Consider the following 12,842-nt stretch of genomic DNA (forward strand, 5'->3'; position numbering starts at 1 on the left):
CAGCGATGAGACGGACGACCGGGCGTCGGTCCGCCGGGCATCCGGGCCCCCAGACCCCCTGCGGAACACCCCCGCCCCGTGCGCTCCCACACCACCCACCCCACCCCCCGGGGCGCTCGCGCCCCTTGGGGGCGTGCTCGGTGCGCCCCCGCGCGCGGCCGGCGCGCCTTTCGCGCGCCGGGTCGGAGGGTGTCTTGTTATGGCTCCTGCGGTCGTCCCTCGTGCATCATTGACGCGGGTAGTTCTTCCTCTACGTTTTCATCTGCGACCGAAATCCTTCTGCTTCAACCCACATTCTGGCTGCGGAGGTTCGCGATGGCGGTACGGACGCGCGTCCACCTCGTGCTGGTGCACGGTCTGTTCTCCTCCGCCAAGGTGTGGGCGGCCTTCCACGCACTTCTCGTCACCGATCCCGAGCTGGCCGACTGGGTCAGCGTCCACCGCTTCGAGTACGACTCCCCGCTCGTCCGGCTGCGGCCCGACCGCCGGGTCGCGGAGACCGACGACGTCGCCGACCAGCTCGGGACCTTCCTGGAGACCGAACTCGCCGAGGCCGAGCGGGTCGTGCTGGTCACCCACAGCCAGGGCGGGCTGATCGTCCAGCGGTTCCTCGCGCGGAAGCTGTGGAACGGCGAGGGCAAGGAGCTGGCGCGCATCAAGCACTTCACGATGTTCGCCTGCCCCAACACCGGGTCCGGCTTCTTCCTCACCGTCCGCAAGTGGCTCAAGCTCTGGCGCAACCCGCAGGAGCAGCAGCTGCGCCCCTTCGACCGGGCGGTGACGGAGGCGCAGCGCACCGTCCTCAGTGCCGTCGTCCACGGCCGGACGCACACGGACCAGGAGTGCCCCATACCGGTGCGCGCCTACGGGGGTTCCGCGGACGAGATCGTGCCGCCCGTCGTCGCGCGCGGGGTGTTCCCCAAGGGCGGGGTGGTCACCGCCGACCACTTCTCGATCGTGCAGCCCGCCGACCGCACCGCCGCCCCGTACATGGCGGTCCGCGCCGCCCTGCTGGAGGCGGCCCACGACCCGGGGCCGGCGGCGGAGGGGGCCGGGCCGGTCGTGCCCCGCTCCCCCGCCGAGGCGGCCGGGCGGCCCTCGCTGCCGCCGCCCGCCGCCGGGGAGCTGGACCTGGCGCCCTTCCCGCCGCCGCCGTACGGGCCGTTGGAGGAGGGCAAGCTGAAGGGGCAGGAGCGGCTGAGCCTGGTCGGCTCGCTGCTGAAGGAGGAGGCCCGCCAGCAGGTGCACGTACTGTCGGGCCTGGGCGGGTCGGGCAAGAGCCGGCTGGCGCTGGAGGTCGCGGACCGGGCTCAGCGGGCCGGGCACCGGGTGTGGTGGGTGTCGATGCCGGAGCTGAGCCTGCGCATGCGGATGATCGCCCGGGACCTGGGGGCGCCGTCGATCACGGTGGAGCGGGCCTGGCTGCTGGGGACCGCCATGGACCTGGTGTGGACGCTACTCAACGCGTGCCCGGACCCCTGGCTGCTGATCTTCGACAACGCCGACGACCCCGAGCGGCTCGGCCCGCGCGACGGCCAGGTCGCGGACGGCGGCGGCTGGCTGCGCCGCCCGCAGAACGCGAACGGCACGGTACTGGTCACCAGCCGGGTGCGCCGCCAGCAGACCTGGGGGGAGAACAGCGTCGTCCACCAGGTGGTGCCGCTCGGCGAGGACGACGGGGCGTCGATGCTGCTGGAGCGGACCGGCGGCCTGGGCGGTACGAACGAGGAGGCGCGGCGGCTGTCGCGGCAGCTGGGCGGGCTGCCGCTGGCCCTGCGGCACGCCGCCGACGTGATCAAGGCGGTCCGCGAGAGCCAGATCTCCCTGGACAGCGACATCCGGGACTTCGAGACCTTCGGCCGGACGGTCGCCGCGCGGGTGGAGACCGCCCCGGGCCAGGCGGGCCCGGACCTGAGCGAGCTGCTGGGCCGGGAGATCGTGGAGAAGGTCTGCGGGATCGCCATGGACCTGCTGAGCCGACAGGAGCGGGCGCAGGCGGCGACCCTGCTGAAGGTGTTCGCCTGCCTGAGCATCGCCCCGATCCCGTACCGCTGCCTGCTCATCGATCCGCTGCTCTCCCAGTCCCCGCTGTTCCCCGGGATCACCCCGGCGCGCACCTACGCGGCCCTCGCGGGCCTGGAGGAGTTCGGGCTGGTGGACTTCTACGAGCGCGAGGGCGTCGCCGAGCGCGACCTGGCCCACGTACTGACCCTGCACCCCGTCGTGCACGGGGTGCTGCGCGAGGACCGGGACGTGCGGGACCGGCCGGCGGACTACTACGGGCTGGCGGTACGGACCGTGCTCCAGGCGGCCCACCTGCGCAATCCCGACCATCCGGCGAACTGGCCGCTGTGGGCGGCGCTCGCCCCGCACGCGCTGGAGGTGTCCCGGGCCTGTCTGCTGGGGGACCTGAAGCTGTCGGACCGCACGGTGCGCACGGAGGCGCTGGAGCTGGCCCGGCTGACCGCCCGCTACCTGATCGCGACGGGGCTGCTGGGGCCCGCGTACGACCTGGTGCTGCCGATGGTGGAGCGCTGCTCCTCCTTCGGCTTCGACATCGACGACCGGGAGATCCTGGGGCTGCGGCACGAGCAGGGCCGCATCCACCTGGACCGGGAGCAGCTGCGCGAGGCCGAGCAGGTGCTGGCGCTGGTGGTGCGGGCGCGCACCCGGATCCTGGGCGAGGACCACGCCGAGACCCTGGCCAGCCGGCACAAGCTGGCCCGTGCGATCAACGAGCAGGAGGGGCGGGAGGCGGAGGCCGAGGAGATGCTCCGTTCGATCGTGGAGGCGGAGAACGAGGTGCGCGGCCAGGAGCACTACGACACGCTCGTGGTGCGCCACACGCTGGCCCGGACGATGCTGGCGCTGGACCGGCACGCGGAGGCGGAGACGGAGGCCTGGCAGATCCTGGACATCAGCCGGCGCAACCACTGGCCGCCGTCGACGCCGGAGATCCTGCGGGTGCGGGAGACGCTGACGCACGCGCTGCTGCGCCAGGGCCGGGCGCCGGAGGCGGAGCAGGTGATCCGGGAGGCGCTGCGGGACGCGGCCCAGCCGCCGGATTCGAACTTGGTGATGCGTTTCCGGTACACCTTCGTGCTGGTGCTTCTGGGGGTGGTGGGGCGTACGCCCGAAGCGGTGAACGAGTTGAAGGCCCTGGTGCGCGACCTCACCCGGGTGGTGGGTCCGGAGCACCCGTTGTTGGTGCAGGCCAGGGCTCTGCTGGAGAAGCTGCTACGGGAGATGCCGGGCTGAAACCTCGTGCTTTCCATCCCAGTTGGGCGGAACTCCGTCGGCCGGTGCGGGCTTGCGCGTAGCCTGGCGTTGCCTCACCCTGTGTGACGCGTCCCACACCGAAAAGCGCGGAGGTCCGCCGATGACTGCTGTCCCCACCGATACGAACGACGACCAGTCCCTCAGATGGGGTGCTCCGGGGAGTGACCTGGAGCAGATGCAGGCGGAGGTCGGCCGGCGGATCGCGATGGAAGCGCTGGAGGCCGGACGGCAGGCACTGGAGCTCGACGCGAAGACCGCGTTCCGCGCGACCAGCGGGGCGCATCCCGGATAGGTGCCGTTGTTTTCTGTTGTCTTTCCGACGCCGGGGGGCGATCGAATGACGTCAGGGCAATCCACTCAGAGCGCGTTACCGAACCCATCGCACGATCCGTTCTTCCGCGCCGTGACCGCGCCGGCGTTCACCCACGAGCTGCTCGCCGGGCTGGCCGCCGGGCGGTACGCGGCGGTCCGGGTCCCCGCCTTCCTGCCGCGCGAGCGGTGCGACGAGGTGCTCGGCGCGCTGCGGCAGCAGGTGTTCGACTCGTACGGGAAGGCCCGTGTCGATCCGCCGGTGATGCGGTTCGGGGTGGGCGTCAGCGACCACATGGCGGACGGAGGCGTCGCCGACTCCTACTGGAAGGCGCTTCAGGGGCACCACGAGGCCTGGCAGGGCCTGGGCCTGTCGTTCGATCCGTTCCGCACCTGCCGGGAGGCGCTCGCCGCGGCCTGGCCGGGCGGGGTGGCGGTGGGCCGCCGGGGCGGCGTGGAGATGGGGGACGGGGTGGCCCGGGAGCCGAACCAGGGCTTCCAGGTCCATTTCGACGACGCGCTGCGCGAGTACGACGGGGACCTGCTCGATGTACCGCTGATCGGGCAGTTCGCGTTCAACCTGTACCTCAGCGTGCCGCCCGAGGGCGGTGAGACGGTGCTGTGGCGGCACCGCTGGCAGCCCGAGGACGAGGCGCACCGGCTGTCGGCCCGGTACGGGTTCGACGAGGCGGTGGTGGCGGGTGCCGAGTCCATCGAGCTGGCTCCGGAGGTCGGCGAGGCGCTGCTGATCGATCCACGGTTCTTCCACGCGGTCCGGCCGAGTCGCGGGGACCGCAGGATCGCACTGGGGTTCGCGGTGGGGATCGGTACGACCGGGCAGCTGCTCACCTGGGCCTGACCGGCCCGCCGCGCGGCGGGCCCGACCCTGGTCGACGTCAACTGGCGTACGCTGCGAGGGTTTTGACGGCCGGTGACGGGCCCGCTACGTTCGGGTGATGGACCTCTTGCGTTACGTGGCCTTCAGCACCGACCCGCTGGGCGGGAACCCGGCGGGTGTGGTGCTGGACGCCACCGGCATCGACGAGGAGACGATGGCCGCCGTCGCGGCGGACGTCGGCTACTCGGAGACCGCCTTCGCCGTGCCCCGCCAGGACGGGGCGCTGGACATCCGCTACTTCAGCCCGCAGACCGAGGTGCCCTTCTGCGGGCACGCCACCATCGCGACCGCCGTGGCCTACGCCCAGCGGCACGGCGTCGGGGACCTGCTGCTGCACACGCAGGCGGGTCCGGTCCCGGTGACCACCTCGGCCGGCCCGGACGGCGGCGTCGTCGCGACCCTGGTGAGCGTGGCGCCGCGTACGGAGGCCATCGCCGACGCCGATCTGACGGAGCTGCTCGCCGCGCTGCGCTGGTCCGCCGACGAGCTCGACCCGGCGCTGCCGCCCCGTGCCGCGTACGCCGGGGCCTGGCACCCGGTGATCGCGGCGGCGAGCCGGACCCGGCTGGCCGACCTGGACTACGACATGCCCGCCCTCGGCGACCTGATGGCGCGCCGCGGCTGGGCCACGGTCGCCCTGGTGCACCGCGAGTCGGCGGACGTCTTCCACGCCCGCAACCCCTTCCCGCCCGGCGGGGTGGTCGAGGACCCGGCGACCGGTGCGGCCGCCGCTGCCCTCGGCGGGTACCTGCGGAGCCTGGGCCTGGTCGAGCTGCCCGCGCTGCTGACCGTCCACCAGGGCGTCGACATGGGCCGGCCGAGCCTGATCACGGTGGGCGTACCGGCGGATCCGGCGGCGGGCATCGAGGTGACGGGCACGGCGGTCCCGATCGCGTGACGGGGGCGGTGGGGCCCGCTCGCGTGCTCCGGGCGGCCGGGTCCGATCGCCCGACCCGGCCGGGCGGGCCACGAGCCTGACCTGGCCCAGCTGGCCACAAGCCGGACCTGGCCCAGCTGGCCACAAGCCGGACCTGGCCCAGCTGGCCACAAGCCGGACCTGGCCCAGCTGGCCACAAGCCTGACCGGTCGGGCGGGCCCCGACCGGCTGACCGGCGGCCGGGTCCGATCGCCCGACCCGGCCGGGCGGGCCACGAGCCTGACCCGGCCCGGCAGGCCACAAGCCGGACCTGGCCCGGCAGGCCACAAGCCTGACCGGTCGGGCGGGCCCCGACCGGCTGACCGGCGGCCGGGTCCGATCGCCCGACCCGGCCGGGCGGGCCACAAACCGGTCCGGCCGGGCGGGCCCGGCGACCCGGCCGGACCGGGCCCCGGCCGGGCGGGCCGGGTGGCCTCTAAGCCCCGTCGGAGACCTCGAGGAGGACCTCGATCTCCACCGGCGCGTCGAGCGGCAGGATGTCCATCCCGACGGCGCTGCGCGCGTGCCGGCCCGCCTCGCCGAACACCTCCACCAGCAGCTCGCTCGCCCCGTCGACCACTCCCGCCTGCCGGGTGAACCCGGGCGCGGAGGACACGTACCCGACCACCTTCACCACCCGCACCACGGCCTCCAGCGGGGTCACCGAGTCCGCGGCGGCCAGTGCCGCCAGCGCGCACTGCCGGCTCAGCTCCCGGGCCCGCTCCGGTGACACCTCCGCGCCGACCCTGCCCGTCTGGGTCAGTTCCCCGCCGCTGAGCGGGATCTGCCCTGCGACGAAGACGTGGATGCCGCTGCGCACGGCGGGTACGTAGGCCCCCTTGGGGGCGCTCACCTCCGGCAGCCGTAATCCGAGCTCGGCTAGCCTTTCGCGGACGTCAACGCTCATGGCACCCCCTGGTGACCTCGACCTGACCTCGTCGGCTCACCCCATCGTCCCACCGGACAGGGCCCCTTGGGGCGGCCTCCGCCCTTGTGGTCCCGGACCCGGCGCCGATCTGCTAGCGGCCGGGCGGGTTCGCCCAGGTCCAGCCCCGCAGACTGGGGTCGGCGAGGGTGCCTGCGAAGGCGGCGTGCGCCGCCTCCTCGGTGGTCCCGGGCGGCGGGGTCAGCCGCAGGGACACCGTCCCGCCGGGGAAGTCGGGCGCGTAGCCCCAGCCCGGTGGCAGTAACGAGATCAACCGCACGGCCGCCAGCTCCGGCGCCGACCCCTCGGGGCCGCGTCCGTCGGGGGCGACGACGAAGTGGTACGTGGTGGTACGCATCGGAGCCTCCTGGCAGGTCATCGGCGGCCCGGCGCGAGGAACGGCAGGCCGGGGCCAGCATCGCCCAGCGCGGCCTCCACCGCGAGGAGAACACCGGCCGAACCCGTCGCCAGGTCGGCGGACAGGCGCAGCGTGTGGTCGCCGAAGAAGGCCAGGTGGCCGTCGCAGCGCACCGCGTGCCAGCCCAGGGTCTCCAGGTGGCGCTGGACGGCCCGGTCGGTGGCGGCGGAGCCGTCGTGCAGGTGGCGCAGGGCGAGCAGGGCCCCGGCCCGGCCGTGGAGGAGCCCGGCGTTGAGCATGAAGGACGGGCCGGCCTGCGCGCGCAGCGCGTCCCTCGCCCGGGTGAACTCCGGGTCGGGCAGCAGGCGTGCCACCTCGTGGAGCACCATGCCGAGGCCGGCGCCGCCGAAGGCCAGGAACGGCACCTTCCAGGCGGCGTCCTCGGAGCCGGCCGGGTCGGTGTCCTCGGACCAGCCCGCCTCCGCGAGGTCGTGGCGCATCAACTCGCCCGCCACGTGCAGGTACTTCGGGTCGTCGGTGGCTTCGTGCAGCCGGAGCATCAGCAGCGCCCCGCCCGACGCGCCGCGCAGCAGACCGGGTCGGGGGCGGCCCGGGCCCCCGCCCGGCCCCTGGTCGGCGATGAGCGCGGCGATCCGGGCGGCCTCGTCGGTGTTCCCGAAGTGCAGCTGGGTCAGGCCGATCCCGGCGAGCCCCCCGAAGAGGCCGTGGTCGACGTCCTCCAGCGGTGCGCGGGAGACCCGGCCCAGGACGGCGGCGGCCTCGTCGGCGCGGCCGAGCCGGTCCAGGGCGTAGGCGACGCCGCTCAGCCCGTCGTAGAAGCCGGGGCCCATGTCGGCGGTGCGGGCGGTGGCGTCCGTCAGCCAGGCCACGTGCTCGTCGGCGGGGGCGAAGCCCAGCTCGGCGAGGGTCCACAGCACTCCGGCCGCGCCGTAGGCGAAGGTGGCGCCGCCGCCGGGCACGGAGAACTGCTCGACGTCGCCGGGGAATAGCCGGTCCTCGCGCTGCGGGGTGGCGCTGGCGAGCAGGTCCTCGGCAAGGGTGGCGCGCAGCCCGGGCCAGTCGGCGGGGGTGGGCGCGGTCCACAGGGGGGCGGGGCCGGTGTCGGGGAGCTGCCCGGGGTGCGGGTCGGGTCCGAGGTCGGCCATGACCTGCCCGGCGAAGCCGTCGGGCACCGGGAAGTGCTCGGTGACCAGGCCGATCAGCTGGTCCACCTTGGCCGGGGACCAGGTGGCCATGACCGTCAGCGGCAGGAACACGCCGATCCGGATGCAGCCGAGGGCGTACCGGTCGACGGCGGTGCCCTTGTAGCCGGCGGGCGCGCGGAAGCCGGGGGCTCCGATGGCCTGGGCGGATTCCGCCTCGGCCGGGGTGGCGGTCTCCAGGTCGATGAAGGAGACGGTGTCGTCGGGGCGGACCAGGATGTTGTTGGGGTGCAGGTCGCCGAAGACGACGCCCTTCGCGTGCATGGCCTCGACACCCCGCTCCACCTGGTCGACGATCCTCAGCGCCCAGTCCGCGTACGCGGCGTACGCGCCTTCGGTGCGGTCGTCGTTGACGAGCGGGTTGCGGCTGAGGAGCTCCCGGGCGAGCGGCTTGCCGTCGACGTACTCGCGGGCCAGGAACCAGTGCTCGTTGCCCTTGCGGTAGTCCACGACCGGCGGGATGCAGTCCAGTCCGGCGAGCCTGTCCAGCGCCCAGTGCTCGCGCTCCAGCCGGGCCACGGCGTCGGCGCCCTCCTCGTCGAGGCCGGCGAGCGGGCGGGCCTCCTTCAGCAGGACGCGGCCGCCGTCGCGGATGTCGGTGGCCTCGTAGACGCCGCCGCCGTTGGAGAAGTGCAGGGCCTTCGTGGCGCGGAACGGGAAGTCCTGGAGGGTGGCCGCGTTGCGGGCGGCGAGCGCTTCCCCGAGGAAGGCGGGCAGTTCCACCCAGGACGGGGGCCGGAAGGACGGGCCGCGCACGTCGGGCACCAGACGGCCCTCCGGGTCCTCGATGCAGTGCACGAGCTCGCCCGTCTCGGAGCGGCCCAGGCGGGAGACGAAGCCTCCGTAGCGCACGTACAGCGGGCCGGAGCGCCAGCGCAGGTCGCTGAGGATGGTGGGACCGCTCTCGCCGTCGAGGAGGTCGCCGAGGCCGTGGAGGATCCGCTCCAGCTGCGCCTCGTCGACCGGGTAGACGGTGAAGAACTTGCCGCTGCTGCCGCGGTCCCCGTACTTGCTGTTGCGCATCTTGAGGATGCCGGCGCTGCGGATGAACTTGAAGGTGACCCGCTCGGCGACGCAGAAGTCCCAGACCAGGCCGAGGAGGCGGTCGGCGTTCTCGAGGGTGGCCGACACGTGGATCTTCCAGCCCTGGCCGGGCAGCCGGGTGCCGGGAGGGGTCATCAGCAGCCAGTGCGTGTTGTCGGTGCGGGTCCAGCCCTCCGGGAGGGGGCCGGTCACCGCCGGGAAGGCGCTGGCGTCGTCGGCGGCGGTGGCCGGTACGTCGTAGAACGGATTGCCGGGCTGGCAGTAGTTCATGTAGCGAAGATCCATGGTGCTCTCCGTTCGTGACGGTGGGTGGAGGGGCGGCGGCTACCGGCGCCAGAGCGGGGCGACGTACTTCGTGTACAGCCACTCGCCCAGCGGGAGCCGGCCGAGGTCGACCTGCGCCGCTCCGACGCGGTCGGCGGGGGCGTGGCCGACGGTCAGGGGGAGGCTGACGACGGGCATCCGCACCGGGGTCGCGGCCACCGGGAAGAACGCCGACATGGGTGCGGTGGCCTCGGTGCGGGTCAGCGCGGCGACGCTCGCGGTGCCGGTCTGCTCGCGGGTCATCAGCCCGGCCCGGTAGAAGCGGACCGGGGAGTCGGGGCGCACGGAGGACAGGTCGGCGGTGTCCGGCAGGACCAGCTCGACGCGGCCCCGGTCGTGGGCCACGTACCCGGCGGCGAGGGTGTACGGCGCCTTGACGAGGACCAGCGCGGCCCCGGCCGCGCCGGTGAGCAGCACGGCCGCGGCGATCGTGCGCCACAGCGGGGCGCCGGCGGTGCGGCCCTCGGCGGCGAGGCGGCTGAAGCCGAGGCCGAGACGGTAGACGAGGTAGCAGACGACCATCAGGACGGTGCTGGTGCCGACGGCGCCGAGCCGCTGGAGCAGGTCGGACCACAGGGCCAGGGCGCCGGCGATGACGTAGAGGGGGAAGGTCATGCAGGCCAGGCCGAAGGCCACCGCCCAGGGACGGGCGGGGAGTTCACGGGAGTAGCCGTGGCCGCCGAAGAGGATCTTCGCGAGGAAGCGGCGGGCGTCGGTCATGGCCCGGTCGCGCAGGTGCGGCACGTCGAGGTGGCTCATGAGGGCGATGTAGCCGTCGAGCTTCACGAAGGGCAGCAGGTTGACGACGCCGCTGGTGTAGGTGGCGACGGCGAAGACGAGGACGGCGTCGCGCAGGTCCGAGGGGCCGAGGGCCAGGGCGCTCAGGGCGGCGGCCCCGGCGATCACGGTCTGGGTCGCGATGCCGGCGAGGGCGACCCGGACGCGCTGTTCCTTGCGGGAGAGCCGCCAGCCGTCGGAGACGTCGCAGAAGAAGGCGGGCGACATGTAGAAGAGCATGAAGCCCATCCGGCTGGGCTTTCCGCCGTAGTACGTGAGGACCGCGCCGTGGCCGACCTCGTGGACGGCGGTGGTGGCGAGCACCCCGGCCATCACGCCGAAGTAGGCGTAGAAGGGGAGCGGCCGGCCGAGTGCGGCGTCGACCTCGGGTGTCATCAGCGCGAGGGCGAGGACTCCACCGAGGGCGAACAGGGCGGCGACGGCGGCCGAGGTCCGCCCGGCGAACAGGCGGATCACGGGGGCGAGGCGGGCCAGGAGCCGCTCGGGGTGCACGACCGTGAACTGGAGCGTCATCGGCGGCACGAAGCGGAACCAGGTGCTTCGGCGTTCGGCGGGCTTGCCGTCGTCGAGGACCTTGGTCTCGGCGAGCTTGTGCACGGCGGTCCCGACGTGCTGCGCGGTCCACGGCGGGCCGAGGACCTCGGCGAGGCCGGTGTGGTCGAGGGATCCGTCCATCGCCCGGACCAGGCGCGCCATGTCGGGCTGGAGGCGGAAGTGCTGGTGGTTGCCGCGCTGGAGGACCCAGGGCGCGCCGCTCTCGATGGGCTCGTGGATCTCCACGTTCGCGGCGATGCGCGGGCGTTCCAGGAGCGCGGGGTCCCAGTCGTCCGTGGTGGCGGCGGCCGGCTTGGGGGCCGCCTTCCGGATGAGCGTCTTGGTGGACATGTCTGGATCACGCCTTAGATGACGTCGCGGGAGAGCAGCAGCTGGCGGGCGGCGGTCCCGGCGGCGGCGAGCCAGCCGGCGAGGACCAGGAGGGCGAGCGGTACGGAGAGCAGTTCGGGCTTGCCGTCGAGGTAGACGGAGCTCATCGCGATGGTGGGCAGGTAGGCGGCCGCCTCCGGGGCGATCTCCTGGAGGCCCGGCTCGACGAGGAGGGTGAGCGCGATGACGGTGATGACGGTGGCGAGCTGGCTGCGGATGATCCAGCCGAGGAGCGCGCCCCAGGGGGCGGCGAGCACGTTCACGGTGATCACGCCGAGCACGATGCGGGTGGTGTGGCCGGTCCAGTCGCCGTCGTAGCCGAAGTGGCCGGGCAGGGTGAAGGCGCACAGCACGGCGAGGGCGGCGGCGAGGAGGCCGTTCAGGAGCCCGGCGGCGGTGGCGACGAGGGCCTTGGCGGACAGCAGCCGCAGCCGGCCGCCGCTCAGCAGGACCGAGCGGGCGATGGCGCCGGAGTTGTACTCGCGGGTGACGAGGATGGCGCCGAACACGGCGGACATCAGGAAGGTCATCATCCACGCCTGGGCCATGTCGTCGGTGACGGTGGCGGCGGTGGCCTTGCCGAGGGCGATGCTCTCGTCGCCCGTGGAGGCGTACCCGAAGCAGGTGAGCAGGGACATGAAGATCCCTGCGGTGGCGAGGATCAGCCAGGTGCGGCCCGTCCAGGCCTTCATCCACTCGCCGGCGAGGACGTTACGCATGGGTCGGCCTTTCGGTGCGCGCGGCGGTCCCGGTGTCCCCGTCCACCAGCGAGAAGAAGCGGTCTTCGAGGCGTTCGGCGCCGTCGGAGGTGAGCTCGGCGAGGGAGCCGGCGAAGCGCAGGGTGCGCTGGATGACGATCACGTCGTCGACGGTCTGCTCGACCTCGGCGAGGAGGTGGCTGGAGACCAGGACGGTGCGGCCCTCGGCGGCCAGGGCGCGCAGGGTGTCGCGCAGCCAGCGGATGCCGTCGGGGTCGAGGCCGTTGGCCGGCTCGTCCAGGATGAGGAGTTCGGGGTCGGCGAGCAGCGCGGTGGCGAGGGCCAGGCGCTGGCGCATGCCGGTGGAGTAGCCCTTGGCGGCGCGGTCGGCGCTGTCGGTGAGACCGACGCGTTCCAGTACCGCGTCGACGCGGGCGGCGGAGACACCGAGGGTACGGGCCCAGATCCGCAGGTCGCGGCGGCCGGAGGCGCCGGGGGTGGGGCCGATGCCGTCCATGCAGACGCCGACGCGGCGGGCCGCGTCGGGGAGTTCGGTGTACGGGTGCCCGAAGACGGTGGCGGTGCCGGAGGTGGGGCGGGCCAGGCCGAGCAGCATGCGCAGGGAGGTGGACTTGCCGGCGCCGTTGCGGCCGAGCAGTCCGGTCACCCGGCCGGGGCGGACCTCGAAGGTCACGTCCTGCACGGCGGTGAACCGGCCGAACTCCTTGGTGAGGCCCGACGCGCGGACGACGCCGGCGGCGCTCATCGCTTGCTCGCGGCGACGTTGGCGCCGACCTTGGCGGCGCAGGCGACCAGGCCCAGGCCGATGACCGCCATGACGGCGACGAGCGCGGCTCCGGTCAGCTGCGCGTTGGCGACGGCCAGTGCCAGCGCGAGCAGCGCGGCGGTCGTCCCCAGCTGTCCGTTCGTCCCCTTGCGGGGGTTCTCCTTCGGCATGTTGGCTCCCTCTTCCTTCTGCTCCGTGCGTGTGGTGCGTGATGCGGTGCGGGGGCCCGCGGGGGGGGGGTTTTCCCCCCCCCCCCCCCCCCCCCCCCCCTCCCCCCCCCCCCCCCCCCTCCCCCTTCCCCCAGGAGCCCCGGCTCACCGCTGGATCCCAGCACACGCATATACCCCCTCGAACGGACG

Annotated in this window: 11 protein-coding genes; 4 read left to right on the plus strand and 7 right to left on the minus strand. The window is 73.8% G+C overall.

Annotated elements, in window-relative coordinates:
• The first annotated feature begins 315 nt into the window (after positions 1–315).
• The 4 genes from ACZ4WZ_RS14065 (at position 316) to ACZ4WZ_RS14080 (ending at position 5,384) form a co-directional block, all read left to right on the plus strand.
• The gene (locus tag ACZ4WZ_RS14065) at positions 316–3,258 is read left to right on the plus strand and encodes an alpha/beta hydrolase (RefSeq protein ID WP_467889477.1); all 2,943 of its coding nucleotides are present in this window, start codon (positions 316–318) and stop codon (positions 3,256–3,258) included.
• A 121-nt stretch (positions 3,259–3,379) separates the two neighbouring features.
• Positions 3,380–3,571: a hypothetical protein gene (locus ACZ4WZ_RS14070; RefSeq protein ID WP_388943047.1), complete on the plus strand. Its 192-nt coding sequence runs from the start codon at positions 3,380–3,382 to the stop codon at positions 3,569–3,571.
• A gap of 111 nt (positions 3,572–3,682) precedes the next feature.
• Positions 3,683–4,447 (plus strand): 2OG-Fe(II)-dependent halogenase WelO5 family protein, encoded by a 765-nt coding sequence (locus tag ACZ4WZ_RS14075; RefSeq protein ID WP_467889482.1) that lies wholly within the window; start codon positions 3,683–3,685, stop codon positions 4,445–4,447.
• A 97-nt stretch (positions 4,448–4,544) separates the two neighbouring features.
• Positions 4,545–5,384: a PhzF family phenazine biosynthesis protein gene (locus tag ACZ4WZ_RS14080; protein ID WP_467889485.1), complete on the plus strand. Its 840-nt coding sequence runs from the start codon at positions 4,545–4,547 to the stop codon at positions 5,382–5,384.
• A gap of 454 nt (positions 5,385–5,838) precedes the next feature.
• Here the strand turns inward: ACZ4WZ_RS14080 and ACZ4WZ_RS14085 are convergent, their stop codons facing one another.
• From ACZ4WZ_RS14085 to ACZ4WZ_RS14115, 7 genes are all read right to left on the minus strand, one after another.
• A complete protein-coding gene (locus ACZ4WZ_RS14085; RefSeq protein WP_467889488.1) occupies positions 5,839–6,309 on the minus strand; it encodes a RidA family protein in 471 nt (156 codons plus the stop codon).
• 112 nt (positions 6,310–6,421) lie between these two features.
• Positions 6,422–6,685 (minus strand): hypothetical protein, encoded by a 264-nt coding sequence (locus ACZ4WZ_RS14090; RefSeq protein ID WP_467889491.1) that lies wholly within the window; start codon positions 6,683–6,685, stop codon positions 6,422–6,424.
• A 17-nt stretch (positions 6,686–6,702) separates the two neighbouring features.
• The gene (gene lanKC, locus ACZ4WZ_RS14095; protein WP_467889493.1) at positions 6,703–9,237 is read right to left on the minus strand and encodes a class III lanthionine synthetase LanKC; all 2,535 of its coding nucleotides are present in this window, start codon (positions 9,235–9,237) and stop codon (positions 6,703–6,705) included.
• A 39-nt stretch (positions 9,238–9,276) separates the two neighbouring features.
• The gene (gene mpaP / locus ACZ4WZ_RS14100) at positions 9,277–10,959 is read right to left on the minus strand and encodes a daptide biosynthesis intramembrane metalloprotease (RefSeq protein WP_467889495.1); all 1,683 of its coding nucleotides are present in this window, start codon (positions 10,957–10,959) and stop codon (positions 9,277–9,279) included.
• 14 nt (positions 10,960–10,973) lie between these two features.
• Positions 10,974–11,717 (minus strand): ABC transporter permease, encoded by a 744-nt coding sequence (locus ACZ4WZ_RS14105; protein ID WP_467889498.1) that lies wholly within the window; start codon positions 11,715–11,717, stop codon positions 10,974–10,976.
• Entirely contained in the window at positions 11,710–12,462 is a 753-nt protein-coding gene (locus ACZ4WZ_RS14110; RefSeq protein WP_467889501.1) for an ABC transporter ATP-binding protein, read from the minus strand. The genes ACZ4WZ_RS14105 and ACZ4WZ_RS14110 overlap by 8 nt, the downstream gene beginning before the upstream one ends.
• A complete protein-coding gene (locus tag ACZ4WZ_RS14115) occupies positions 12,459–12,653 on the minus strand; it encodes a hypothetical protein (protein WP_467889503.1) in 195 nt (64 codons plus the stop codon). The genes ACZ4WZ_RS14110 and ACZ4WZ_RS14115 overlap by 4 nt, the downstream gene beginning before the upstream one ends.
• Positions 12,654–12,842: the final 189 nt, after the last annotated feature.

Source organism: Streptomyces sp. NPDC029122 (assembly GCF_055569445.1).